Genomic DNA, 23,971 nt, shown 5'->3' with positions numbered 1-23,971 from the left:
ATTCGCAGCAGTCCCTGTGGGAGCGGCTTCACCCGTGAAGGCGTCGGCACGGCCAAAACCAATGCCGGCACTGTGCCACTTTTTTTTGTGCCACGCCGCCCCGTCGTCATCACCACGTCACAAAACCGCAATAACTTCAGGCACCTACCTCTCCACTCCCCCGCAGGAAGTTCGCGGCTATGCGCCTGAAGTGGCTGACCAATTTCAACACCTTGTTGCTGGTGACCGTGTGTATCGCCCTGGGCGCGACCCTGTGGTGGTCGCAACGCGCCCTGGAACGTCCCTACCAGTTGATGGAGCGCTACCTTGGCCTGTCGCGGCAGTTCCAGAACGACGCCGTGGGCAATATCCAGGCCTACCTCGGCAGCGGTGACGCATTGCGCCACGCGGCGGCCGTGCAAGCCAATACCCAGTTGCAGGCCGCCCTCGCCGAGTGGCCGGAAGACCTGGCTGGCCGACTGCGCCCAAGCCTTGGCAGCCTTCAGGCCTTCACCCGCAACGAACTGCTTGCCGCCGGCAAGCTGGCCGGCGACCCACAGGCCTTGCTGCTGCAAGCCGAACGCGAACTGGGGGCGAACCTCGAACAATTGGCAGGCTATGCCCGCGACAGCGCGAGCGCCGAAGCCGAGCATTACCTGACGCCGATCCTCGACGCCACGCTGCACCTGGGCCGCCTGTCGTTGGCCCGGGACAAACTGGTCAGCAGTGGACGCGCCGAACTGGCCGACGAAGTCGATCGCGAGCTGCAGCTCATTCGCGCCCAGGCCCAGGTCATCGACAGCCTGCCACTGCTGGGCGTGACTCGCGCCGCCGCATCCGGCGCCGATGACTTCGCTGCCATGATGGGCCTGCAGACCCAAGCCAGCGAGCAACAGGAAGACATTGCCGTCGGCCTGAAACGCGAGCTGCTGAGTCTGCTAAACCGGTACCCCGCGGAACTGCAGCGCACCCGAGAGCTGATCGAACGCCGCACGGTCCTGGCCGCCAATACCAACGAACGCCTCGATGCCGTCCAACAGGCCATCGCCGCCGTGGAGCCGGCGGTGCGCAGCCAGCATGGCACGATCGCCAACGAAGTGCGCATCATCCAAGGCCTGATGATCGCTGTGATCCTGCTCATCGCCCTGCTCATCGATACCCTGCAGCGCCGCCTGGCCCGCACCCTCACCAGCCTGGCGCCGGCCTTGTCACGCTGGGCCGAGGGTGACTTCGCCAAGGCCATCGTCCTGGGCAAGAGCAACCGGGAGCTGCAGGACATACAGGAATCGCTCAACCGCCTGCGCCAGTATCTGGTGGAGCTGGTCGGCACCATCCGCCACAACGCCGAGCAGGTGGCGGGCAGCAGCCATGCCCTAGCCGGGATGAGTGCGGCCCTGCACGACGGTGCCGAGCGCCAGGCGGGCGATACCGGGCAGATTCGCGATGCGCTCGGTGAGCTTGAAGCGACCATCGTGCAGGTTGCCAGCGATGCCAGCTCGGCTGCCGATGCCAGCCGCGATGCCGGCCGTGCCGTCGAACAGGGCCAGGCCGTGATTGGCCAGAGCCTGACGGGCTTGCGCGAACTGGTGGACGAGGTGCACGGCAATGCCCGCATGATCGAGCAGTTGGCCGAAGAGTCAGCCACCATTGGTGGTGTACTGACGGTTATTCGCTCGATTGCCGAGCAGACCAATCTGCTGGCCCTCAACGCCGCCATCGAAGCGGCCCGAGCCGGCGAGATGGGTCGAGGCTTTGCTGTGGTCGCCGATGAAGTGCGCTCACTGGCCCAACGTACCACTGGCGCCACGGGCGAAATCCAGGCTTTGATCGACCGCCTGCAACAGGCGGCGCGTGAGTCGGTGGCGGGCATGCGGGCCCAGCTCGAACATGCCGAGGCTACCGCCGACCAGGCCCAGGCCGCCGACGGCGCGCTGGACGAGATCGTCAGTGCGATCCGCACGATTTCTGCCACGGCCATCCGGATTGCCGACGCCACCGCCCAGCAAAGCGGCGCCGTGGGCGAGATCCGCGACCACAGTGAGCGAATCCACGCCCTGGGCGAAGACAACCTGCAGCGCATCGGCGAAGGGCGCGAACAAGGGGAGCAGTTGCTGGCGCTGGGTGGCGAGTTGAACCGGGCGGTGGGGGCATTCAGGGTCTGAGATCGCACGCGAACTGGCCCGAAACAACCGGAGGAGCGAGCCTTGCTCGCGATGCGCCGCGCCGGCGGCGCTCGCTCCCCCAACGCTGAAGATATCCCGACAAACCCCCGCCCCCAACGCCCATCAACTCCGCTATCATGCCCAGCACGTTCCACCTCGCGAGTCCGCCATGCGCCGCCTGTTTTTCCTGCTGTTCCTGCTGCTGGCCAGCCCCGCCTTCGCCTCAGGCCTGCTCGACAACCGCCCCAGCACCACCCTCGGTGCCGCCTCGCTGTCCAACAGCGCCGATTTCCTGCCTGTCCATGAAGCCTTCAAGCTCAGCCTGATCCAGGGCGACGCCCAGACCATCAAGTTGCGCTTCGTCGCCACCGACGGCTACTACCTCTACCGCCACCGCTTCCAGTTCCGCAGCGAGCCGGCCGACATTGCCTTGGGCGCACCACGAATCCCCAAGGGCGAGCCCAAGCACGACGAGTTTTTCGGCGATGTCGAGGTCTACCACGGCGTGCTCGACATCGAGATACCCCGCTCGACCAGCGACCAGCGCGCCTTCACCTTGCTGGTGAGCTACCAGGGCTGCGCCGACAAAGGCCTGTGCTACCCACCGGAAACCGAACGCCTGACCATCGACGGTACCGGCAGCGCCACCGCGCCAGTCCCTGACCAGGCTTGGAACTGGAAATCGCTGCTACTGTTCTTCCTCGCCGGCATCGGCCTGACCTTCACTCCTTGCGTGCTGCCGATGCTGCCGATCCTCTCGGGCGTCGTGCTGCGCGGCCAGGTAGGTGGCTGGCGTGGGCTCAGCCTGTCGTTGGCCTATGTGTTGCCAATGGCCGCCTCCTTCGCCGCGCTGGGTGCCTTGATGGGTGTGTTCGGTGCCAGCCTCAACTTGCAGGCGCGCCTGCAATCGGCATGGGTACTGGTGCCGTTCGCGCTGTTCTTCGTGCTGTTCGCCCTGGCCATGTTCGGTCTGTTCGAGCTGAAACTGCCGCAGGCGCTGAGCAGCCGCCTGAACAACTTCGCCAATGGTGTCAGGGGCGGCTCGCTACTGGGCGCGGCGGCGCTGGGCGTCCTGTCCAGCCTGCTGGTGTCACCGTGCGTATCGGCGCCGCTGGCCGGCGCGTTGCTGTACATCAGCGCCAGCGGCGATGCCCTGGGCGGCGCACTCAAACTGTTCACCCTGGGCCTGGGCATGGGGGCGCCGCTGTTGCTGGTCGCCACTGGCGGTGCAGCCTGGCTACCGAAGAGTGGCCCTTGGCTGAACACGGTGAAGAATGCCATCGGTGTATTGCTGCTGGGCCTGGCCATTGGCTTGCTCAGCCGCATTCTCCCGGGGCCGGTCACCTTGCTACTGGTCGGTTTCCTGGCCGCCGGCGTGGCGCTATTCCTCGGCGCCCTGGAGTTCGTGGTCAAGACACCACGCCAGCGTCTGGTACAACTGCTGGGCCTGGCGCTGCTGGTGTACGCCCTGGCCTGCTGGTACGGCGCCCTGAGCGGACGCGGCGACCCGCTACGCCCACTGCCACCGCCTGCGGTCGTCGGTGCAGGCCCGACCAGCCCCGCCACTCAATCGGATGCCTGGCAAACCCTGACCACCCCTGCCGCGCTCGATGCAGCGCTGGCCGAGGCCAAGGCCGCCGGCCAGCCGGTGCTGTTGGACTGGTATGCCGACTGGTGCATCAGCTGCAAGGTGATCGAACATGAAGTGCTCAATGCGCCCCACGTGCAACCACAGCTGAGCGCCTTCCGCCTGCTGCGCTTCGACATCACCGACAGCAATGCCGAACAGCGCAGCCTGCTCGACCGCTACCAGCTGTTCGGGCCGCCTGCGCTGATGTTCTTTGCCGCGAACGGCAGCGAAATTACCGCTGATCGGGTGATTGGCGAGATAAATGCCGGCGATTTTGCGCAGGTTCTGGCGCGCGTACGCGGCAAACTCGGTCTATAACTTCCCGCGGGCTGTAAAAAAACCACAGTAGAGTGACCAGATTGAATTATTTGGTCACATACTTCGCGCAAACCTCGGACATCGTGCTGGCTATTGCCGGGAACTGGACACTTGCTCCCGCTTTGCGGCACACTCGCCGCGCTGTGTCGAATTGCCCTACAAATTCAAGGAATCCGCAGATGGCAACCCTACTGGTGCTCCACGGCCCCAACCTGAACCTGCTCGGGACCCGCGAACCGGGCCACTACGGCGCCGTGACCCTGGCCCAGATCAACCAGGACCTGGAGCAGCGCGCTCGCGCCGCTGGCCACCATCTGCAGTACCTGCAGAGCAATGCCGAGTACGAACTGATCGACCGTATTCACGCCGCACGCAACGAGGGTGTGGACTTCATCCTGATCAATCCGGCTGCTTTTACGCACACAAGCGTCGCATTACGTGACGCATTGCTTGCGGTGAGCATCCCATTCATCGAAGTGCACCTGTCCAACGTGCACAAACGCGAACCGTTCCGTCACCACTCCTACTTCTCCGATGTAGCCGTAGGGGTGATCTGCGGTCTGGGCGCCAGCGGTTATCGCCTGGCCCTGGAGTCCGCGCTGGAACAACTGGCTGCCAACGCACAGCCCTGATGATAGAGACCTCGGCCTAAGTGGGCCGGGGTTCGAGAGAAACGTTTTCAAACACGTTTTCAATTACGCCCCCTGACCGAACCTTGGGAGTTGATGATTAATGGATATCCGTAAAGTCAAGAAACTGATCGAACTGCTGGAAGAGTCTGGCATCGACGAACTGGAGATCAAGGAAGGCGAAGAGTCGGTCCGTATCAGCCGTCACAGCAAGGCCCCAGCCGGCCAGCAGTACTTCGCTCCGGCACCGGTTGCCGCCGCGCCTGTTGCCGCGCCGGTCGCTGCCGCCGCTGCCGCCGCTGCCCCGGTTGCCGAAGCCGCTGCCGCCGCTCCAGCCCTCAAAGGCACCGTGATTCGCTCGCCGATGGTGGGTACCTTCTACCGCAAGCCTTCGCCGACCTCGCCGAACTTCGCTGAAGTTGGCCAGACCGTGAAGAAAGGCGACACCCTGTGCATCGTCGAAGCCATGAAGATGATGAACCACATCGAAGCCGATGTCGGCGGCGTTATCGACGCCATCCTGGTGGAAGACGGTCAGCCGGTTGAGTTCGACCAGCCGCTGTTCACCATCGTTTGATTCGCGGAGAGCCAACGATGTCTGGGAAGCTGGAAAAAGTCCTGATCGCCAACCGTGGGGAAATTGCCCTGCGGATCCTGCGTGCCTGCAAAGAGCTGGGCATCAAGACCGTCGCCGTACACTCCACGGCCGACCGTGAACTGATGCACCTGGGCCTGGCAGACGAGTCGGTCTGCATTGGTCCTGCTTCGTCCAAAGATTCGTACCTGCACATCCCGGCGATCATCGCTGCCGCTGAAGTGACAGGCGCTACCGCCATCCACCCTGGCTACGGCTTCCTGGCGGAAAACGCCGATTTCGCCGAGCAGGTCGAGAAGTCCGGTTTTGCTTTCATCGGCCCGAAAGCCGACACCATTCGCCTGATGGGCGACAAGGTCTCGGCCAAGGACGCGATGATCAAGTCGGGCGTTCCGACCGTTCCGGGTTCCGACGGTCCGCTGCCGGAAGACGAAGAGGTTGCCCTGGCAATCGCCCGTGACGTCGGCTACCCGGTGATCATCAAGGCCGCCGGTGGCGGTGGTGGTCGCGGCATGCGCGTGGTGCACAAGGAAGAAGACCTGATTGCCTCGGCCAAGCTGACCCGTACCGAAGCCGGTGCGGCCTTCGGCAACCCGATGGTCTACCTGGAGAAGTTCCTGACCAACCCACGTCACGTGGAAGTTCAGGTGCTGTCCGACGGCCAGGGCAACGCCATTCACCTGGGCGACCGTGACTGCTCGCTGCAACGCCGTCACCAGAAAGTCCTGGAAGAAGCACCTGCCCCGGGCATCGACGAGAAAGCCCGTCAGGAAGTCTTCAAGCGTTGCGTCGATGCGTGCATCGAGATCGGCTACCGCGGTGCCGGTACCTTCGAGTTCCTGTACGAAAACGGCCGTTTCTACTTCATCGAGATGAACACCCGTGTGCAGGTTGAGCACCCGGTGTCGGAGATGGTCACCGGTATCGACATCGTCAAGGAGATGCTCAGCATCGCCGCTGGCAACAAGCTGTCGATCCGCCAGGAAGACGTGGTCATCCGTGGTCATGCGCTGGAATGCCGTATCAACGCCGAAGACCCGAAGAAGTTCATCCCGAGCCCAGGCAAGGTGAAGCACTTCCACGCGCCAGGCGGCAACGGCGTTCGCGTCGATTCGCACCTGTACAGCGGTTATTCGGTTCCGCCGAACTACGACTCGCTGATCGGCAAGCTGATCACCTACGGCAAGGACCGTGACGAAGCCATGGCGCGCATGCGCAATGCCCTGGACGAGATCGTCGTCGACGGCATCAAGACCAACATCCCACTGCACCGCGACCTGGTGCGGGATGAAGGTTTCTGCAAAGGCGGCGTCAACATCCACTACCTTGAGCACAAACTGGCTAGCCAGGAGTGATCGCGTAGCGTGATGTACCCAAACCCCGGACATGTGCCGGGGTTTTTTTTGGGTTGTCTTTAGAGGGTTGGTGACTGAGCCTTGCTGGCGATGCGCCGCGCAGGCGACGCTCGATCCCAAACAGCTGGCTTGCCGACGATGGGGCCGCAAGGCAGCCCCAAAATCACCCCTTCATCCGCGGCATCTCGATCCGGTGCTCATGCACCCGCCGATACAGGGTGGCTCGCGAAATCCCCAACGCCCGCGCCGCCTCGGCCGGCTTCCAGCGATGGCGAATCAAGGCATCGAGCAACAGTTGCCGGGCCGGGCTCGACGTCCCGACATCCGACGAAGGCGCTGCATCGCCACGCACCTCCTGTGGCAGGCTCTCCAGACACACCTGCCCCCCTTCACTGACCGCACAGGCATAGCGCAACACCTGCCGCAGCTGGCGCAGATTACCCGGCCAGCGATACACCAGCAGCGCCTGCAACGCATCGTCGGCCAACGTCACCTCGACACCACACGCCTTGGCCTCTTCGGCCAGCAACTGGTGAATCAAGCCCAAGCGATCATCGCGCTCACGCAGCGGCGGCAACTCGAAGCGGGCGTTGGCCAGGCGAAAATACAGGTCCTCACGAAAACGCCCTTCACTCACCATCACAGCCAAGTCCCGGTGGGTGGCACAGATCACCTGGATATCCACGCGCTCGCGCCGTGCAGCGCCCAAAGGTGCCACCTCGCCTTCAGCCAGCACCCGGAGCAATCGGGTCTGCAGATTGAGTGGCATGTCACCGATTTCATCGAGGAACAAGGTGCCGCCATCGGCCTGCTGCAACAGTCCTTGCATACCTTTGCTCGATGCACCGGTAAAGGCGCCGGCCACATAGCCGAACAGCTCGCTCTCGATCAGGCTCTCAGGGATCGCCGCGCAGTTGAGCGTAACGAAGGGTCCGGTACAGCGCTGGCTCTGCTGATGCAACTGGCGGGCGAAAACTTCCTTGCCCGCGCCAGTCTCACCCTGCACCAGCACTGCAAGGTTGCAGTCCTTGACCCGCGTGGCCAGGCGCAAATGCTGCTCGATTCGAGGGTCCTGGGCCTGCTGCACGGCGCGCACTGGCTCGCGTCGCCGGGGCGCACTCACCCGGCCATACAAACCGCCCCACCCCGGCAGCCGCTGGGCAGAGGCCTCGTTGGCGCGGCGCAGCTGATCCAGGTCGAACAACTCGCCGATGTGCTCGGGCAAGCGTCCATGGCGGGCCAGCAGGCGCTCGCGGGCCAGGCTGTTGATCGCCCGCAGGCGCCCGTCGGCATCCCAGGCCAGCAGGTAGTCCGGCTGGCTCTCGACATACCCCGGCGTGCCATGAGCGCGCATCACCCAATGGCCTTGGGCGCTGTGCATGAAAAAGGCGTTTTCGATCTCCCGCGCAGTCTGCTCCACCAACTGGCGGATCAAGTGCTGGCTACGACGGTCGTCCGGCGATTGCAGGGCGGAAACATCCACTACCCCCAGCAACTCCCCTTGGGGGTCGAACACAGGGGCCGCCGTGCAGGTCAGGCCGATGAAGGCCGCGCGAAAGTGGTCACGCTTGTGCACCGTGACCGGCGCCTTGCTGGTCAGGACGGCCGCCACGCCGCAAGTCCCCTCCTCGCCTTCCGACCAGCAGGTACCCAGGTACAGCCCGGCCTTGCGGCAGTCGTTGCGAATAGCGGATTCAACCCGATAGTCGATGGTGCGCCCGAGGGCGTCGGTGAGCAGCACACAGTAGTCGGCACCGCGCACACGCTCATGCAGGCGCGCCACGGCATCGCCGGCGATACGCAGAAACAGTTCGGCACGTTCGCGGCATTCGTTGAGCACGCTTTGGGAAAGGATGCGCGGCCCCTGCTGGGAGCCTGGGTCGAGGCGGTACAGCTCCATGGAACGGCGCCATGAGTCGAGAATCAGCGGCGGCACCGGTGCCTGCGGCAGGCGGTCGGCATTCTTCAGCACCCGGCTGACGCAGTCGACATGGGCTCGGGAGTTCGCGGCAAGCATTCAGGCCCTCCGGTTCTCGTTGCTGTTTTTATCGTTGTCCGGCCATTAAGCGCTTCCGGACATCCCCCGACAAGCACTGAGTGATTACCGGCAGGCTTGAGACGCAGCGTCTCAGCGTCTCGTCGAAACCGGCCGAGCCCTGGCACCGGGCGTCTCGCCAGTGCCACCGAGGGCACCCGCCGGAAGACGCCGGAACCGCTCTGGAGCAAGCTTCTCAGCCAACCCCGAAAAAGCTGGCACCCACCTTGCTCTTGCCTTGGCAAACAAGAATACGAGGTGCGCCATGCCGCAACCTGCCCCGACTGTCGGGATCATTGCCAACCCTGCCTCTGGCCGAGACCTGCGTCGCCTGACCGCCAACGCCGGGCTCTACTCGAGCACCGACAAGGCCTCGGCCATCCAGCGACTGCTCGCAGCCTTCGGTGCCACCGGTGTGAGCCAAGTGCTGATGCCCACGGACATGACGGGTATCGCTGCCGCTGTACTCAAGGCCAGCCATGGCCCGATAGCTCGCGACCAGCATTGGCCGGCACTGGAACTGCTCGACCTGCCCCTGACCCAGACGGTCGCCGATACCCGCCTGGCCACCCGTCTGATGGTCGAGCGTGGCGTGGCCATGATCGCCGTGCTCGGTGGCGACGGCACCCACAAGGCGGTTGCTGCCCATGCCGGGGACGTACCGCTGCTGACACTGTCCACCGGCACCAATAACGCTTTCCCCGAGCTGCGCGAAGCCACCAGTGCCGGCCTGGCCGGAGGCCTGTTCGCCAGCGGCCAAGTGCCGAACACGATCAGCCTGCGCCGCAACAAGCGCCTGCTGGTGAACGTAGCGCGGCAGAACCTCTGTGAATGGGCCCTGGTGGAAGTCGCGGTGTCGCCTCAGCGCTTCGTCGGTGCCCGCGCCTTGAGCCGCAGCGAAGACCTGAGCGAAGTCTTTGCCTGCTTCGCCGAACCCCATGCCATTGGCCTCTCGTCCCTGTGCGGCCTGTGGTGCCCAGTGTCGCGCCACGCGGCGCAGGGTGCCTGGGTACGCCTAAACCCCGGCGCCGAACATGCCTTGCTGGCCCCCCTGGCGCCAGGACTGCTGCAAGGTTGCGGCATCACCGCTTCGGGCTTTCTGGCCCCCGGCGTGCCCCATGGCCTGAGCCTCGCCAGCGGCACCCTGGCCCTGGACGGCGAGCGCGAAATCGAGTTTGCCGAAGGCGACAACCCCACCATTACCCTCGATCACCAAGGCCCCCTGACCGTGGATGTCGAGGCCGTGCTGGCCCATGCCGCACGGCACCACCTGCTGGCCGTCCCGCGCGGTCATCGGCTGCACCCTGCAAACCCGTGTTGAGACAACCCTGGAGAACAACAAGATGTCCACTCACCTGAGCTGCGAACAGTTGCTACATGCCTACGAAGTGATGCGTACCATCCGCGCCTTCGAAGAACGCCTGCACGTGGAGTTCGCCACCGGCGAGATCCCCGGTTTCGTCCACCTTTACGCTGGCGAAGAAGCCTCCGCCGCCGGGGTCATGGCCCACCTGCGCGACAGCGACTGCATCGCCTCCACCCATCGCGGCCACGGTCACTGCATTGCCAAGGGCGTGGATGTGTACGGCATGATGGCCGAGATCTACGGCAAGAAGACCGGCGTGTGCGGCGGCAAGGGCGGCTCGATGCACATTGCCGACCTGGAAAAAGGCATGCTCGGCGCCAACGGCATCGTCGGTGCCGGTGCCCCGCTGGTGGCCGGCGCCGCTCTGGCCGCCAAGCTCAAGGGACGCGACGACGTTTCGGTGGCCTTCTTCGGCGACGGCGCCTCCAACGAAGGCGCGGTGTTCGAAGCGATGAACCTGGCTTCGATCATGAACCTGCCGTGCATCTTCGTCGCCGAGAACAATGGCTACGCCGAAGCCACCGCCTCGACCTGGTCGGTGGCCTGCGACCACATCGCCGACCGCGCCGCCGGTTTCGGCATGCCCGGGGTCACCATCGATGGCTTCGACTTCTTCGCCGTGCACGAGGCTGCCGCTGCCGCCATCGAACGCGCCCGTTCCGGGCAAGGCCCGTCGCTGATCGAGGTCAAGCTCAGCCGCTACTACGGCCACTTCGAGGGCGATGCGCAGACCTACCGCGCCCCGGACGAGGTGAAGCACCTGCGCGAACAGCGCGACTGCCTGTTGCAGTTCCGCAACAAGACCACCCGCGCCGGATTGCTTACCAACGAGCAGCTCGACGCCATCGACGCCCGCGTCGAAGACCTGATCGAAGACGCCGTGCGCCGTGCCAAGTCCGATCCCAAGCCACAGCCTGCAGACCTGCTCACCGACGTCTACGTCACCTACCCCTGAGCCCGGACAACAAGAACAACAGGAGAACCACCATGGCAAGAAAGATCAGCTACCAGCAGGCCATCAACGAAGCCCTGGCCCAGGAAATGCGTCGCGACAGCAGCGTGTTCATCATCGGCGAAGACGTTGCCGGCGGTGCCGGCGCGCCCGGCGAAGACGATGCCTGGGGCGGCGTGCTGGGCGTAACCAAAGGTCTTTACCACCAATTCCCTGGCCGGGTACTCGACGCACCGCTGTCGGAAATCGGCTATGTCGGGGCCGCCGTCGGGGCCGCCACCCAAGGCCTGCGCCCGGTCTGCGAACTGATGTTCGTCGACTTCGCTGGTTGCTGCCTGGACCAAATCCTCAACCAGGCGGCCAAGTTCCGCTATATGTTCGGCGGCAAGGCCGTCACTCCGCTGGTGATGCGCACCATGTACGGCGCCGGACTGCGTGCGGCGGCACAGCACTCGCAGATGCTCACCTCGCTGTGGACCCACATCCCAGGACTCAAGGTGGTCTGCCCCGCCTCGCCCTATGACGCCAAGGGGCTGTTGATCCAGGCCATCCGTGACAACGACCCGGTGATCTTCTGCGAGCACAAGTTGCTCTACAGCATGCAGGGCGAGGTGCCGGAAGAGGTCTACACGGTGCCCTTCGGCGAGGCCAACTTCCTGCGCGACGGCGACGACGTGACGCTGGTGACCTACGGGCGCATGGTCCATGTGGCGCTTGAGGCAGCCAACAACTTGGCTCGTCAGGGCATCGACTGCGAAGTGCTGGACCTGCGCACCACCAGCCCACTGGACGAAGACAGCATTCTCGAAAGCGTGGAGAAGACCGGCCGCCTGGTGGTTATCGACGAAGCCAACCCGCGCTGCTCCATGGCCACCGACATTAGCGCACTGGTTGCGCAGAAAGCGTTCGGCTCGCTCAAAGGCCCAATCGAGATGGTCACCGCGCCCCATACACCCGTGCCGTTTTCCGACGCCCTCGAAGACTTGTACATCCCGGATGCCGCGAAGATCGAGGCCGCTGTGCGCAAGGTAATCGAAGCTGCAAGGAGCGCCGCATGAGCCAGATCCATACCCTGACCATGCCCAAGTGGGGCTTGTCGATGACCGAGGGCCGGGTCGATGCCTGGCTCAAGCAGGAAGGCGACGAGATCAACAAGGGCGATGAAGTGCTGGACGTTGAAACCGACAAGATCAGCAGCAGCGTCGAGGCGCCTTTCAGTGGCGTGTTACGCCGCCTGATCGCCCAACCCGACGAAACCCTGCCGGTGGGTGCGTTGCTTGCCGTGGTGGTGGAAGGTCAGGCCAGCGAGGCTGAAATCGACGCGGTGGTGCAGCAGTTCCAGGCCGAGTTCGTCGCCGAAGGGGCCGCCGACCAGGCTCAAGGGCCCGCACCTCAGAAGGCCGAAGTGGGTGGCCGCCTGCTGCGCTGGTTCGAACTGGGTGAAGGTGGCACCCCGCTGCTGCTGGTTCACGGCTTCGGCGGCGACCTCAACAACTGGCTGTTCAACCATCCGGCCCTGGCCGCCGAACGCCGGGTAATTGCGCTGGACCTGCCTGGCCATGGCGAGTCGGCCAAGGCACTGCAGCGGGGCGACCTGGATGAGCTGAGCGAGACAGTGCTCGCCCTGCTCGACCATTTGGACATCCCACGCGCCCATCTGGCCGGGCATTCAATGGGCGGCGCGGTCAGCCTGAACGTGGCGCGCCTGGCGCCGCAACGGGTGGCGAGCCTGAGCCTGGTCGCCAGCGCCGGGCTGGGCGATGCGATCAACGGGCAATACCTTCACGGCTTCGTCGAGGCGACCAACCGCAACGCCCTCAAGCCACAGCTGACCCAGCTGTTCGCCGACCCCGCGCTGGTCACCCGGCAGATGCTCGAAGACATGCTCAAGTTCAAGCGCCTGGAAGGCGTGGACCAGGCACTGAGACAGCTGCGCTCGGCCATCGCCGAAGGTGACCGGCAACGGTACGACCTGCGTAGCGTGCTTGGCCAGCACCCGGCTATGGTGGTCTGGGGCGCCGAGGACGCGATCATCCCCGCCGCCCATGCCGAAGGGTTGGAGGCCGAGGTCCTGGTCGTGCCTGGCGTTGGTCACATGGTGCAGATGGAGGCAGCCGAACAGGTCAACGAACGACTGTTGGCGTTCCTGCGCAAGCACTGATCCCGTTGCGTGAGTCTGGAGACAATCATCATGAATGACCTGAGCCACACCCATATGCGCGCCGCCGTCTGGCATGGCCGCCATGACATCCGTGTCGAACAGGTCCCCCTGCCTGCCGACCCGCCTCCTGGCTGGGTGCAAATCAAGGTGGACTGGTGCGGCATCTGTGGTTCCGATCTACACGAATACGTGGCGGGCCCAGTGTTCATCCCGGTCGAGGCGCCGCATCCTCTGACCGGCATCCAGGGCCAGTGCATCCTCGGCCACGAGTTCTGCGGTGAAATCGCCAAGCTCGGCGAGGGAGTCGAAGGCTATGCCGTGGGCGACCCGGTGGCGGCGGATGCCTGCCAGCATTGCGGGACCTGCTACTACTGCACCCATGGCCTGTACAACATCTGCGAGCGCCTGGCCTTCACCGGGCTTATGAACAACGGTGCCTTCGCCGAACGGGTCAATGTGCCCGCCAACTTGCTGTATCGGTTGCCACAGGGCTTCCCACGGGAGGCCGGGGCACTGATCGAGCCGTTGGCGGTGGGCATGCACGCGGTGAAGAAGGCCGGCAGCCTGCTGGGACAGAACGTGGTGGTGGTAGGCGCAGGCACCATCGGCCTTTGCACCATCATGTGCGCCAAGGCTGCCGGTGCGGCTCAGGTGATCGCGCTGGAAATGTCCTCGGCACGCAAAGCCAAGGCCAAGGAAGTGGGAGCCAGCGTGGTGCTCGACCCCAGCCAGTGCGATGCCCTGGCCGAGATTCGCGCGCTCACTGGCGGGCTTGGGGCCGATGTGAGCTTCGAGTGCATCGGCAACAAGCACACGGCCAAGCTGGCCATCGATGCCATTCGCAAGGCCGGTAAGTGCGTGTTGGTGGGTATTTTCGAGGAGCCCAGCGAGTTCAACTTCTTCGAACTGGTGTCCACCGAGAAACAGGTGATCGGGGCATTGGCCTACAATGGCGAGTTCGCTGATGTGATCGCATTCATTGCCGATGGGCGTCTGGATATTCGACCGCTGGTGACTGGGCGAATCGGGCTGGAGCAAATTGTCGAGCTCGGCTTCGAAGAATTGGTGAACAACAAGGAGCAGAACGTGAAGATCATTGTTTCACCGGGCGGGCATTAGGGTCTGTCTGAAAAGTCTTGGGACGAAGGTCAGGCAAGGCGAAAACAGCCGAGGAAGCGGAGTTTACGGGTTGTAAATGAGCATTCCGAGGCTGTTTTCGACGCAGCATCACCGAGTTTCAAGGCTTTTCGTACAAAGCCTAGGTGCACTGGGCGATCAGGATCTTGGGGCGCGTTGCGCCCCTTTTGCCCGTCGAGGCCGCTGCTGAAGGCCGCAGGGATGATCTGCTGACGATGGCGGTCAGGACCGGAACAGGTCCTGCTGCAGCACCAAGGTCTGCTTGCTGCTGTCCAGTTGCACCCACGCCCCCAGGGGCAGACACACATTCGGGTCACAGTGCCCGCTGCGCCACCCGGCCAGTACAGGCACACCCAGCGGCGCGAAGATGTCCTCCAGCAGCGGCGTCATGGCGGCGACCGTAACGCCGGCGAAGTCCCCCACCAATACGCCTTTGACGCCCTCGAGCTTGCCGGCCAGGCGCAGTTGGGTCAGCAGACGATCTACCCGGTACAGTGGCTCGTTCACATCTTCGATGAACAGGATACTGTCCTGGGTATCGACCTCGGCCAAGGTACCCATCGTAGCCCCCAGCAACGACAGGTTGCCGCCCACCAAGCGCCCACTGGCTTCGCCAGGCACTACACTGCTCAACGGGTAGGCTGCCGGATGGACGATGGCATCGCCCGCCGCCAGACGCCCGTTCAACTGCGCCAGTAGCGAAGATTCGGTGGGCTCGAGCTTGGCGCCCAGCAGGTCGGCGTTGAGCATCGCCCCATGGAAGGTCACCAGCCCACTGTGACGGCCGATGGCGGTATGCAGCGCGGTGATGTCGCTGTAGCCAATCAACGGCTTGGGATTGCGCCGAATCAGCTCGAAGTCGAGCTTGTCGAGCAGGCGCATGCTGCCGTAACCGCCACGCATGCACAAAATGGCGTGGATGGAAGGGTCGGCGAATGCATCGTGCAGGTCCTGCAGGCGACGCTGGTCGGAGCCGGCCAGATAACCCTGAGCCTGGTTGACGCTCGGATAGATACGGGACTGATAGCCCCGGCTGGCAAACCACAGGCCGGCTTTTTGCGCATCCAGCCGGGCCGGCCCGGCGGGGGCGACCACGGCGAAGCAAGCACCTACGGGCAACGCGGCAAGCAAGCGGGACTCGAAGGTTTCAACGCTGTTCACTGGGTAACTCCTTACCGTGTTTCACCGACAATGCTCATACAAAAATGCCGATGCCGCCTTTCGGCGCGCATCGGCATGTCTGACTCAACACAGGATCAGAGCTTGATCTTGGCCTCATGAGCCTGCTGGTCAGCGTGATAGGACGAACGCACCAGCGGGCCGGACGCGACGTTCTTGAAGCCCATCTTGTAACCTTCCTCGGCGAACCAGGCGAAGGTATCCGGGTGGACGAAGCGCTGAACCGGCAGGTGACTGCGCGATGGCTGCAGGTACTGGCCAAGGGTCAGCATGTCGATGTCGTGCTCGCGCATGCGGTGCATGACTTCGATGACTTCTTCGTCGGTCTCGCCCAGGCCGAGCATCAGGCCCGACTTGGTCGGCACATGGGGCACCATCTGCTTGAACTTCTGCAGCAGGTCCAGCGACCAATCATAGTCCGAGCCCGGACGCGCGGCCTTGTAAAGGCGCGGGACGGTTTCCAGGTTGTGGTTGAAGACATCTGGCGGCTGTTGCGCAGTGATCTCCAGAGCGATGTCCATGCGGCCACGGTAGTCCGGGACCAAGGTCTCGAGCTGAACGCCCGGCGACAGCGCACGGATTTCGCGAATGCAGTCGGCGAAGTGCTGGGCGCCGCCGTCGCGCAGGTCGTCGCGGTCCACCGAAGTGATGACCACGTACTTCAGGCGCAGGTCGGCGATGGCGATGGCCAGGTTTTTCGGCTCGTCGACATCCAGTGGCTTTGGTCGGCCATGGCCAACGTCGCAGAACGGGCAACGACGGGTGCAGATGTCACCCATGATCATGAAGGTCGCAGTCCCCCCCGAGAAGCACTCGCCCAGGTTCGGGCAGGATGCCTCTTCGCACACGCTGTGCAACTTGTGCTTGCGCAGCAGTTGCTTGATGCGGTCGACCTCCGGGGAAACCGGGATACGCACGCGGATCCAGTCCGGCTTTTTCGGCAGTTCTTCGGTGGGGATGATCTTCACCGGAATACGGGCGACCTTTTCGGCGCCACGCAGTTTAACGCCAGCTTCCACCTTCTTCGGCGCGGGGCGCGGGGTGGAATCCTGGGTAGGAGTCAGGTTCGGCACGGCTTCTTGCACAGTTGTCATATTCAGTCGATTCCGCCCGTGAGGGTCGTCTGCTCAGCATAGTCGAGGTGCTTGACCAGCTGTCCGCGCAGCCTTGTCCTGACCTCGTCGAGTTCGATCGGACCTGCCAGGTCGCGCAGCTGGGTCATGGCCAGCCCCGCGTACCCGCAGGGGTTGATTCGGCGGAATGGCGCAAGGTCCATGTCCACATTCAGAGCAAGGCCATGAAACGAACGGCCATTGCGGATTCGCAGGCCGAGGGAGGCGATTTTCGCTCCATCGACATAGACACCGGGAGCATCGGGTTTTGCCGCAGCCTGGACATCGTAGCTGGCCAGCAGGTCGATCAGGGTGCGCTCGATACGGCTCACCAGGTCACGCACACCGAAGCCAAGGCGACGTACATCCAGCAGCAGGTAGGCCACCAACTGCCCGGGGCCGTGATAGGTCACCTGGCCACCGCGGTCGGTCTGCACCACCGGGATATCGCCCGGTACCAGCAGGTGCTCGGCCTTGCCGGCCTGGCCCTGGGTGAAGACCGCGGGGTGCTCGACCAGCCAGACTTCGTCCTGGCTGTCCGGGCCACGCTGCTCGGTAAAACGACGCATGGCCTCCAGCACCGGTTCATAGGGCTGCAGGCCAAGATCGCGAAAACCGAGACACCGCGGCATCAGAGCACCATTTTCACGATGCCGGTCGCGCGCAGGGCGCTATTGATATCGTGCAGCTGGTTCTCGCTTTCGGCAACGATGTGCAATTGCACGGTGGTGTACTTGCCTTCCTTGCTCTGGCGCTCGGCCAGTGTCTGGAGGTCGACTTTGGCGTGCTTGCTGAGGATCTCGATCACCGTGTCTCGGAAACCGACAACGGTATCGCCGATCACCTTGATCGGGTAATCCTCGCAGGGGAATTCGATTTTGTGCGACTTGACGTCAGCTTCGCTCATGGCGGAAACGGCCTCGTAAGCCGTGGCAACAACAACGCTCCCGCAACGATGCGCGGGAGCGTGGCAGGTCACGTATCAGTTGAACAACCCGTAGAAGAATAGACGAATGCTATCCCACATACGGCGGATGAAACCACCTTCCTCGACGCCGTCGAGGGCGATCAGGTCGGCGCTGTGAACCACGTTTTCGTCCAGTTTGACTTCCACTTTGCCGATCACGTCACCTTTTGCGATCGGTGCGGTGAGCTGCGGGTTCATGGTCATCGAAGCCTGCAGACGCTTCAATTGGCCTTTAGGCATAGTCAGGGTCAGGTCGTTGGCCAGACCCGCTTTCACCTGGCTGGTGGCACCCTTCCAAACCGGCGCCTGGGCCAGTTCGGTACCCTTCTGGTAGAAGGTCTGGGTTTCGAAGAAGCGGAAACCGTAAGTCAGCAGCTTCTGGGTCTCGGCGGCACGGGCTTGCTCGCTGTTGGTGCCGAACACCACGGCGATCAGGCGCTGGCCGTCACGAACGGCCGAAGCCACCATGCAGTAGCCCGCTTCGTCGGTGTGGCCGGTCTTCAGGCCGTCGACGGTCTTGTCGCGCCACAGCAGCAGGTTGCGGTTAGGCTGCTTGATGTTGTTCCAGAAGAACTCTTTCTGCGAGTAGATGGCGTAGTGGGCCGGATCCTCGTCGATGATCGCACGCGCCAGCAGGGCCATGTCGTGGGCCGAAGAGTAGTGCTCCGGGTTCGGCAGGCCGGTCGGGTTCATGAAGTGGCTGTTGCTCATGCCGAGGTCGGCGGCGGTCTTGTTCATCATGTCGGCGAACGCGTCTTCGCTGCCGGCGATGTGCTCTGCCAGGGCGACGGAGGCGTCGTTACCCGACTGGATGATGATGCCGTGCAGCAGGTCGCTGACGGTGACCTGGCTGCCCACTTTGATGAACATGCGCGAACCACCGGTGCGCCAGGCGTTTTCGCTGACGGTGACCGGGTCGTTCTCGCCGATCTGGCCACGGCGGATGTCCAGGGTGGCGATGTAAGCGGTCATCAGCTTGGTCAGGCTGGCTGGCGGCAGACGCTCGTCACCGTTGTTCTCGACCAGCACGTTGCCGCTGGACGCGTCCATGAGTACGTAGGACTTGGCCGCCAGCTGCGGTGGCGATGGCATCATCTGCTCCGCCGCGAAAGCGGCAGGCGTGATCATCAGCAGTACGGGCAGGCAAAGTCGTTTGGCAAGCTTGGTGATGTTCATCCGTCTCTCGAAAATCGCTAATGGTCTGATGCCCGGAGGGCAAGGGTTCCCTGGCCGGCAGCAAAAGCGGCCATTGTACATGCCTGCGCCCGCCAATTCATGACAAAACCGACAGTTTGGCATGGTTCAGTACCGGCCCTGTTGCCGTCGACAGGGTCAGTCAGCTGTGACCAGCTTTGCCTGCCCCAAGTTCGCCAGGCGAATGCTGTCCTGAGCCTGCTGGATCTCGCCCTGGCTGCCGATCGGTCCCAGGCGAACACGGTGCAGGGTCTGCTGGTTACGCACGATGGAACTGATGAACACCGGGGCGCTGACCATGGTGCTCAGTTTCGAACGCAGCAGCTCGGCGGCGTCCGGGTTGGCGAACGCCCCCACTTGCAGGAAGCTGCCGCCGTTGCCGCTTGGCACATTGTTGCCGCCAACCTGCACCGGCACCACAGGTGCGGCGTGCTGCTGCGGCGGCGGCGTCCACTGCTCGACGCGCCCGGTGCTGGCCGGAATCGGCTGAGCCTGGGCCACCTGAGGCTCCTTGAGCATCAGGGGCGGCTGCTGGCCACGCTGGGCCCACCATTGCTGCGGGTCGATACCCTCGACCCGCACGTGGGCGGTACCGATCTCGGCGTAACCGAGCTTCTTCGCCGCCGCGTAGGACAAGTCGATGATCCGGTCCGAATAGAACGGTCCACGGTCATTGACCCGTAGGATCACACTGCGGCCGTTGGCCAGGTTGGTCACTCGCACATAGGCAGGCAGCGGCAGCGTCTTGTGCGCCGCGCTCATGCCATAGAGGTCATAGAGCTCGCCATTGGCGGTGTTCTGACCGTGGAACTTGGTGCCGTACCACGACGCCGTGCCTTCGGCGCGGTAATTGCGCGCGTCTTGCATCGGGTAGTAGGTCTTGCCCAACACCGTGTACGGGTTGGCCTTGTAGGGGCCGGTGTGCACGGTGGGCGTGGCATCGGGGATCTTGTTCACGTCCACGTCCCACCAGGGCGCACCGTCCTTGTGGGCACGGTTGATATCCAGTCCAGGCTGGGAACGGACCACGTTACCGCTCTGCTGGGAGGTTGGGCGGCTGGACGAACAACTGGCCAGCGCCAGGCCGACCGCGACACAGGTCAGCAACTTGAAGGAGTTGGCAGAGATGATTGCGCGCATTACTTGACGCCCCGTGCTTGAACCAGCTGTTCCGAAAGCTGATGCACCGCCATGGCATACATCACGCTGCGGTTGTAGCGAGTGATCGCGTAGAAATTCTTCAGGCCCATCCAATATTCGGGGCCGTTTTCACCTTCCAGGCGGAAGGCGGTCACTGGCAGATCATCGCGCAGCGCATCATGACTCGACCAGCCTAGCGCTCGCAACTCCCCAACCGTCTTCACCGGCTCGATGCCGGTCGTCAGCCCCTGGTCGGCCTGTGTACCGGCCACCTGGGCCCGACTGACCACAGGCTCGCCAGCTACCCAGCCATGGCGCTTGAAATAGCTGGCGACGCTGCCGATGGCATCATCGGGATTGTTCCAGATGTTGATGTGGCCATCGCCGTCGAAGTCGACCGCATAGTTACGGAAACTGCTGGGCATGAACTGCGGCAGCCCCATGGCACCGGCGTAGGAGCCCTTGAGGGTGAGCGGGTCGAGTTGCTCCTCGCGGGACAGTAACAGGAACTCGCGCAGCTCTCTGCGGAAGAACTCGGCACGCGGCGGATAATCGAAGCCCAGGGTCGACAGGGCGTCGATGACCCGGTAATTGCCCGTGTTGCGACCAAAGAAGGTTTCAACACCAATGATGGACACGATCACCTGGGCAGGCACGCCGTATTCCTGCTCGGCACGGGCCAGGGTCGCTTCGTGCTGGCGCCAGAAGTCCACGCCGCGGGCGATGCGTGCGTCGGTGATGAACATCGGCCGGTAGTCCTTCCACGGCTTGACCCGCTCGGCAGGGCGGGAAATCGCGTCGAGAATCGACTGCTTGCGCTGGACCTCGCCGAACACGGCCATGAGCTGCTCGCCGGCAAAACCGTAGTCACGGGTCATTTCGCTGACAAACTCGGCCACCTGGGGCGAGCCCTCGTAATCGCCGGCATTGGCTTGCTGGACAGCGCCAAACAGGCCCAACGCGCCAATCCAGGGCGCAAAACGGGCAGCCCAGCCACGCACTGCTTGCATGAAAATTTTCACCTTATTCAAACTTGCGCGATCCATTTGCGGTGCGTGTGGATCGACATCAGAACGCCAAACGCTGACAGCAGCGTCACCAACGAAGTTCCGCCATAGCTAATGAAGGGCAGCGGCACGCCCACCACGGGCAACAGGCCGCTGACCATACCGATATTGACGAATACGTATACAAAGAAGGTCATGGTCAGGCTACCTGCCAGCAGCTTGCCGAACAGGGTCTGGGCCTGGGCCGTGATCATCAGGCCACGACCAATGAGCAACAGGTAGATCAGCAGCAGCAGGCAGATGCCCACCAGGCCGAACTCCTCGCCGAGCACCGCGATGATGAAGTCGGTATGGCTTTCGGGAAGGAAGTCCAGGTGCGACTGGGTACCCAGCAGCCAGCCCTTGCCGAACACGCCACCGGAGCCGATTGCGGCCTTGGACTGGATGATGTTCCAGCCGGTGCCCAGCGGGTCGCTTTCCGGGTCGAGGAAGGTCAGCACGCGCTGCTTCTGGTAGTCATGCATGACGAAGAACCACATGGCCACCGCCACGGGCACCGCCGCCGCCAGTACGCTGATGATCCAGCGCCAGCGCAAGCCGCCCATGAATAGCACGAAGGCCCCCGAGGCCAGGATCAGCAGTGCTGTGCCGAGGTCAGGCTGGCGCACGATGAGTATGAACGGCACACCGATCAGCACCAGGCTGATGGCCACATGCTTGAGGTGTGGCGGCAAGGTGCGCTTGGACAGGTACCAGGCGATGGTCGCCGGCATGATGATCTTCATGAACTCTGACGGCTGGAAGCGGATCACCCCGGGGATGTTGATCCAGCGCGTAGCGCCCATGGCGTTATGGCCCATGACGTCCACCACGATCAACAGGAACACCCCGGCCAGGTAGGCCAGCGGAACCCAACGCGCCATGAAGCGTGGCTCGAGCTGGGCGATGATGAACATCGACACCAGACCGATGCCGAACGAGCTGGCCTGCTTGAGCAGCAGGTCCCAGTTCTTGCCACTGGCCGAATAGAGGACGAACAGGCTGCCGGCCGCGAGGGTCAGCAGGATGACCAGCAAGGGGCCGTCGACGTGGATGCGCTGCAGGAAGCTGGCGCGTCGACGCATCACGTCCTCGCTGGAGAGCATGCGATCGAAATTGTTCTTCACTGAGCCGTTTCCTGGGCAACGGTGGCAGGCGCGAACTCAGGCTTGAGCCGGCCGTTTTCGTCGAGCAGCCAGGCGTCCATGACCTGACGCACCACCGGGGCGGCGACACCAGAGCCGGATTCACCGTTCTCGACCATCACCGAGACCACGATCTTCGGATCGTCAGCCGGGGCGAAGGCAACGAACAGCGCGTGGTCGCGATGGCGCTCCTGCAGTTTGTTGCGGTCGTACTTCTCGCCTTGCTTGATCGCTACCACCTGCGCGGTACCGCTCTTGCCGGCAATCCGATACTGGGCACCCAGGGCAGCCTTGCGTGCTGTACCTCGGGCGTTGTGCATCACTTGTTCCATGCCATGGGTGACCTTGGCCCAATCGGACTTGTCACGCAGGACGATGTTCTCCATGGGGTTGTCGTCCACCGGGGGTTGACCTTCGATGGTCTTGGCCAGGTGCGGACGGTTCCACACGCCCTTGTTGGCGATCAGCGCGGTGGCCTGCGCCAGCTGCAGCGGCGTGGCCTGCATGTAGCCCTGGCCAATACCCAGGATCAGCGTCTCACCGGGGAACCAGGCCTGGCGACGGGTGGCGCGTTTCCACTCGCGGGACGGCATCAGGCCGGCCGATTCCTCGAACATGTCGAGGGAGACCTTCTGCCCGATACCGAACTTATTCATGTAGCTCGACAGCCGGTCGATGCCCATCTTGTGGGCAAGATCGTAGAAGTAGGTGTCGTTGGAACGCATGATGGCGGTATCCAGGTCGACCCAGCCATCGCCGGTGCGGTTCCAGTTGCGGTACTTGTGGTCGTAGTTGGGCAACTGGTAGTAACCCGGGTCGAACACCCGGCTGCTGGCGTTGACCACGCCACTGTCGAGGCCGGCGATGGCCACGGCAGGCTTGATGGTCGAGCCAGGCGGATACAAACCGCGCAGCACGCGGTTGAACAGTGGTCGGTCGATCGAGTCACGCAGCTCGGCATAGGCCTTGAAACTGATGCCGGTGACGAACAGATTCGGATCGAAGCTTGGCTGGCTGACCATCGCCAGCACCTCGCCGGTGCGCGGGTCAAGCGCGACCACCGCGCCACGCCGGCCACCCAGCGCTGCCTCGGCAGCCTCCTGCAGCTTGATATCCAGGCTCAGGACAATGTCCTTGCCCGGTTTCGGGTCGGTGCGCTTGAGCACCCGCAGCACACGGCCACGGGCGTTGGTCTCGACTTCCTCGTAACCTACCTGGCCATGCAGCTCGGCTTCGTAGAAGCGCTCGATGCCGGTCTTGCCGATGTGGTGGGTACCGCTGTAGTTCACCGGGTCGAGGGACTTGAGCTCTTTCTCGTTGATGCGCCCGACATAGCCGACCGAGTGGGCGAAGTGCGCACCTTGCGGGTAGTGGCGCACCAGCTGCGCAACCACTTCCACGCCAGGCAGGCGGAACTGGTTGACCGCCACGCGAGCGATCTGCTCTTCGTTCAGCTCGAACAGGATCGGCACCGGCTCGAACGGCCTGCGACCCTGGCGCATGCGCTTCTCGAACAGCGCGCGATCGTCGGGCGTCAATTCCAGCACTTCGACGATGGTATCCAGCACTTCCTGCCAGTTACCCGCACGTTCCCGGGTCATGGACAGGCTAAAGCTGGGCCGGTTGTCGGCGACGATCACGCCATTGCGGTCGAAGATCAGCCCCCGCGTTGGCGGGATGGGCTGGACATGCACCCGGTTGTTCTCGGACAACGTCGAGTGATAGTCGTACTGGATGATCTGCAGGTAGTACAGCCGCGCGATCAGCACGCAGATGAGCAACATGATCGCAACCGCGCCGACCACGACGCGGTTGCGCACCAGGCGGGCGTCTTTCTCGTGGTCCTTGAGACGGATCGGCTGCGACATC

The 23,971-nt window shown here is 63.6% G+C and carries 20 protein-coding genes; 10 read left to right on the top strand and 10 right to left on the bottom strand.

What is annotated here, in order from left to right:
- Positions 1 to 179: 179 nt before the first annotated feature.
- From H620_RS0113645 to accC, 5 genes are all read left to right on the top strand, one after another.
- Positions 180 to 2,141 (top strand): methyl-accepting chemotaxis protein, encoded by a 1,962-nt coding sequence (locus tag H620_RS0113645; RefSeq protein WP_023382511.1) that lies wholly within the window; start codon positions 180 to 182, stop codon positions 2,139 to 2,141.
- 169 nt (positions 2,142 to 2,310) lie between these two features.
- A complete protein-coding gene (locus H620_RS0113640; RefSeq protein ID WP_027907499.1) occupies positions 2,311 to 4,089 on the top strand; it encodes a protein-disulfide reductase DsbD in 1,779 nt (592 codons plus the stop codon).
- A gap of 179 nt (positions 4,090 to 4,268) precedes the next feature.
- Positions 4,269 to 4,721 carry a type II 3-dehydroquinate dehydratase gene (aroQ, locus tag H620_RS0113635; RefSeq protein ID WP_008093086.1) on the top strand — a complete coding sequence of 151 codons (453 nt, stop codon included), beginning with the start codon at positions 4,269 to 4,271 and terminating at the stop codon, positions 4,719 to 4,721.
- A 100-nt stretch (positions 4,722 to 4,821) separates the two neighbouring features.
- Positions 4,822 to 5,295 carry an acetyl-CoA carboxylase biotin carboxyl carrier protein gene (gene accB / locus H620_RS0113630; RefSeq protein WP_023382513.1) on the top strand — a complete coding sequence of 158 codons (474 nt, stop codon included), beginning with the start codon at positions 4,822 to 4,824 and terminating at the stop codon, positions 5,293 to 5,295.
- Between the two features lie 17 nt (positions 5,296 to 5,312).
- A complete protein-coding gene (gene accC, locus H620_RS0113625) occupies positions 5,313 to 6,668 on the top strand; it encodes an acetyl-CoA carboxylase biotin carboxylase subunit (RefSeq protein WP_023382514.1) in 1,356 nt (451 codons plus the stop codon).
- A gap of 163 nt (positions 6,669 to 6,831) precedes the next feature.
- Here accC and H620_RS0113620 read toward each other — a convergent pair whose 3' ends face one another.
- Positions 6,832 to 8,685, bottom strand: a complete 1,854-nt coding sequence (locus H620_RS0113620) for a sigma-54-dependent Fis family transcriptional regulator (protein WP_023382515.1) — start codon at positions 8,683 to 8,685, stop codon at positions 6,832 to 6,834.
- Positions 8,686 to 8,968: 283 nt separating this feature from the next.
- On the opposite strand from H620_RS0113620, the gene H620_RS0113615 reads away from it, so the two are divergent.
- The 5 genes from H620_RS0113615 to H620_RS0113595 are packed head-to-tail and all read left to right on the top strand — an operon-like array spanning position 8,969 to position 14,301.
- A complete protein-coding gene (locus H620_RS0113615) occupies positions 8,969 to 10,024 on the top strand; it encodes an ATP-NAD kinase family protein (RefSeq protein ID WP_023382516.1) in 1,056 nt (351 codons plus the stop codon).
- 22 nt (positions 10,025 to 10,046) lie between these two features.
- The gene (locus tag H620_RS0113610) at positions 10,047 to 11,024 is read left to right on the top strand and encodes a thiamine pyrophosphate-dependent dehydrogenase E1 component subunit alpha (protein WP_027907498.1); all 978 of its coding nucleotides are present in this window, start codon (positions 10,047 to 10,049) and stop codon (positions 11,022 to 11,024) included.
- A 32-nt stretch (positions 11,025 to 11,056) separates the two neighbouring features.
- A complete protein-coding gene (locus H620_RS0113605) occupies positions 11,057 to 12,079 on the top strand; it encodes an alpha-ketoacid dehydrogenase subunit beta (RefSeq protein ID WP_023382518.1) in 1,023 nt (340 codons plus the stop codon).
- Positions 12,076 to 13,182, top strand: a complete 1,107-nt coding sequence (locus H620_RS0113600; protein WP_027907497.1) for an acetoin dehydrogenase dihydrolipoyllysine-residue acetyltransferase subunit — start codon at positions 12,076 to 12,078, stop codon at positions 13,180 to 13,182. Before H620_RS0113605 ends, H620_RS0113600 begins: the two co-directional genes overlap by 4 nt.
- Before the next feature lie 54 nt (positions 13,183 to 13,236).
- Positions 13,237 to 14,301 carry a 2,3-butanediol dehydrogenase gene (locus H620_RS0113595; RefSeq protein WP_238346505.1) on the top strand — a complete coding sequence of 355 codons (1,065 nt, stop codon included), beginning with the start codon at positions 13,237 to 13,239 and terminating at the stop codon, positions 14,299 to 14,301.
- 240 nt (positions 14,302 to 14,541) lie between these two features.
- On the opposite strand, the gene H620_RS0113590 is transcribed toward H620_RS0113595, so the two are convergent.
- The 9 genes from H620_RS0113590 to mrdA all read right to left on the bottom strand — a co-directional run bounded on the left by H620_RS0113590 (position 14,542) and on the right by mrdA (position 23,970).
- A complete protein-coding gene (locus tag H620_RS0113590; RefSeq protein ID WP_027907496.1) occupies positions 14,542 to 15,480 on the bottom strand; it encodes a S66 peptidase family protein in 939 nt (312 codons plus the stop codon).
- Between the two features lie 95 nt (positions 15,481 to 15,575).
- Complete coding sequence (gene lipA / locus H620_RS0113585) at positions 15,576 to 16,592, bottom strand: lipoyl synthase (RefSeq protein ID WP_023382522.1); 1,017 nt, start codon at positions 16,590 to 16,592, stop codon at positions 15,576 to 15,578.
- A gap of 2 nt (positions 16,593 to 16,594) precedes the next feature.
- Positions 16,595 to 17,242, bottom strand: a complete 648-nt coding sequence (lipB, locus tag H620_RS0113580; protein WP_023382523.1) for a lipoyl(octanoyl) transferase LipB — start codon at positions 17,240 to 17,242, stop codon at positions 16,595 to 16,597.
- Complete coding sequence (locus H620_RS0113575) at positions 17,242 to 17,517, bottom strand: DUF493 domain-containing protein (protein WP_023382524.1); 276 nt, start codon at positions 17,515 to 17,517, stop codon at positions 17,242 to 17,244. Before H620_RS0113575 ends, lipB begins: the two co-directional genes overlap by 1 nt.
- A gap of 75 nt (positions 17,518 to 17,592) precedes the next feature.
- On the bottom strand, positions 17,593 to 18,753 hold the full coding sequence (locus H620_RS0113570) for a D-alanyl-D-alanine carboxypeptidase family protein (RefSeq protein ID WP_023382525.1): 1,161 nt from the start codon (positions 18,751 to 18,753) through the stop codon (positions 17,593 to 17,595).
- A gap of 156 nt (positions 18,754 to 18,909) precedes the next feature.
- Positions 18,910 to 19,911 carry a septal ring lytic transglycosylase RlpA family protein gene (locus H620_RS0113565; RefSeq protein ID WP_023382526.1) on the bottom strand — a complete coding sequence of 334 codons (1,002 nt, stop codon included), beginning with the start codon at positions 19,909 to 19,911 and terminating at the stop codon, positions 18,910 to 18,912.
- On the bottom strand, positions 19,911 to 20,921 hold the full coding sequence (mltB, locus tag H620_RS0113560) for a lytic murein transglycosylase B (protein ID WP_023382527.1): 1,011 nt from the start codon (positions 20,919 to 20,921) through the stop codon (positions 19,911 to 19,913). Before mltB ends, H620_RS0113565 begins: the two co-directional genes overlap by 1 nt.
- Positions 20,922 to 20,938: 17 nt before the next feature.
- Entirely contained in the window at positions 20,939 to 22,042 is a 1,104-nt protein-coding gene (gene rodA / locus H620_RS0113555) for a rod shape-determining protein RodA (RefSeq protein ID WP_049818786.1), read from the bottom strand.
- Positions 22,043 to 22,080: 38 nt separating this feature from the next.
- Complete coding sequence (mrdA, locus tag H620_RS0113550; protein WP_023382529.1) at positions 22,081 to 23,970, bottom strand: penicillin-binding protein 2; 1,890 nt, start codon at positions 23,968 to 23,970, stop codon at positions 22,081 to 22,083.
- Position 23,971 lies beyond the last annotated feature (1 nt).

This window comes from Pseudomonas taiwanensis DSM 21245 (assembly GCF_000425785.1).
Classification (GTDB): Bacteria; Pseudomonadota; Gammaproteobacteria; order Pseudomonadales; family Pseudomonadaceae; genus Aquipseudomonas; species Aquipseudomonas taiwanensis.
This window is presented reverse-complemented; position numbering and strand designations above follow the sequence as displayed.

What these genes read in the sequence shown, in the direction of transcription:
- H620_RS0113615 (WP_023382516.1), top strand. Translation starts at nt 8,969, where the DNA reads ATGCCGCAACCTGCCCCGACTGTCGGGATCATTGCCAACCCTGCCTCT.
- mltB (WP_023382527.1), bottom strand. Translation starts at nt 20,921, where the DNA reads ATGCAAGCAGTGCGTGGCTGGGCTGCCCGTTTTGCGCCCTGGATTGGC.
- H620_RS0113570 (WP_023382525.1), bottom strand. Translation starts at nt 18,753, where the DNA reads ATGAACATCACCAAGCTTGCCAAACGACTTTGCCTGCCCGTACTGCTG.
- H620_RS0113605 (WP_023382518.1), top strand. Translation starts at nt 11,057, where the DNA reads ATGGCAAGAAAGATCAGCTACCAGCAGGCCATCAACGAAGCCCTGGCC.
- lipA (WP_023382522.1), bottom strand. Translation starts at nt 16,592, where the DNA reads ATGACAACTGTGCAAGAAGCCGTGCCGAACCTGACTCCTACCCAGGAT.
- H620_RS0113600 (WP_027907497.1), top strand. Translation starts at nt 12,076, where the DNA reads ATGAGCCAGATCCATACCCTGACCATGCCCAAGTGGGGCTTGTCGATG.
- lipB (WP_023382523.1), bottom strand. Translation starts at nt 17,242, where the DNA reads ATGCCGCGGTGTCTCGGTTTTCGCGATCTTGGCCTGCAGCCCTATGAA.
- rodA (WP_049818786.1), bottom strand. Translation starts at nt 22,042, where the DNA reads ATGCGTCGACGCGCCAGCTTCCTGCAGCGCATCCACGTCGACGGCCCC.
- H620_RS0113640 (WP_027907499.1), top strand. Translation starts at nt 2,311, where the DNA reads ATGCGCCGCCTGTTTTTCCTGCTGTTCCTGCTGCTGGCCAGCCCCGCC.
- H620_RS0113595 (WP_238346505.1), top strand. Translation starts at nt 13,237, where the DNA reads ATGCGCGCCGCCGTCTGGCATGGCCGCCATGACATCCGTGTCGAACAG.
- accB (WP_023382513.1), top strand. Translation starts at nt 4,822, where the DNA reads ATGGATATCCGTAAAGTCAAGAAACTGATCGAACTGCTGGAAGAGTCT.
- accC (WP_023382514.1), top strand. Translation starts at nt 5,313, where the DNA reads ATGTCTGGGAAGCTGGAAAAAGTCCTGATCGCCAACCGTGGGGAAATT.
- H620_RS0113620 (WP_023382515.1), bottom strand. Translation starts at nt 8,685, where the DNA reads ATGCTTGCCGCGAACTCCCGAGCCCATGTCGACTGCGTCAGCCGGGTG.
- H620_RS0113610 (WP_027907498.1), top strand. Translation starts at nt 10,047, where the DNA reads ATGTCCACTCACCTGAGCTGCGAACAGTTGCTACATGCCTACGAAGTG.
- mrdA (WP_023382529.1), bottom strand. Translation starts at nt 23,970, where the DNA reads ATGTCGCAGCCGATCCGTCTCAAGGACCACGAGAAAGACGCCCGCCTG.
- H620_RS0113645 (WP_023382511.1), top strand. Translation starts at nt 180, where the DNA reads ATGCGCCTGAAGTGGCTGACCAATTTCAACACCTTGTTGCTGGTGACC.
- aroQ (WP_008093086.1), top strand. Translation starts at nt 4,269, where the DNA reads ATGGCAACCCTACTGGTGCTCCACGGCCCCAACCTGAACCTGCTCGGG.
- H620_RS0113575 (WP_023382524.1), bottom strand. Translation starts at nt 17,517, where the DNA reads ATGAGCGAAGCTGACGTCAAGTCGCACAAAATCGAATTCCCCTGCGAG.
- H620_RS0113565 (WP_023382526.1), bottom strand. Translation starts at nt 19,911, where the DNA reads ATGCGCGCAATCATCTCTGCCAACTCCTTCAAGTTGCTGACCTGTGTC.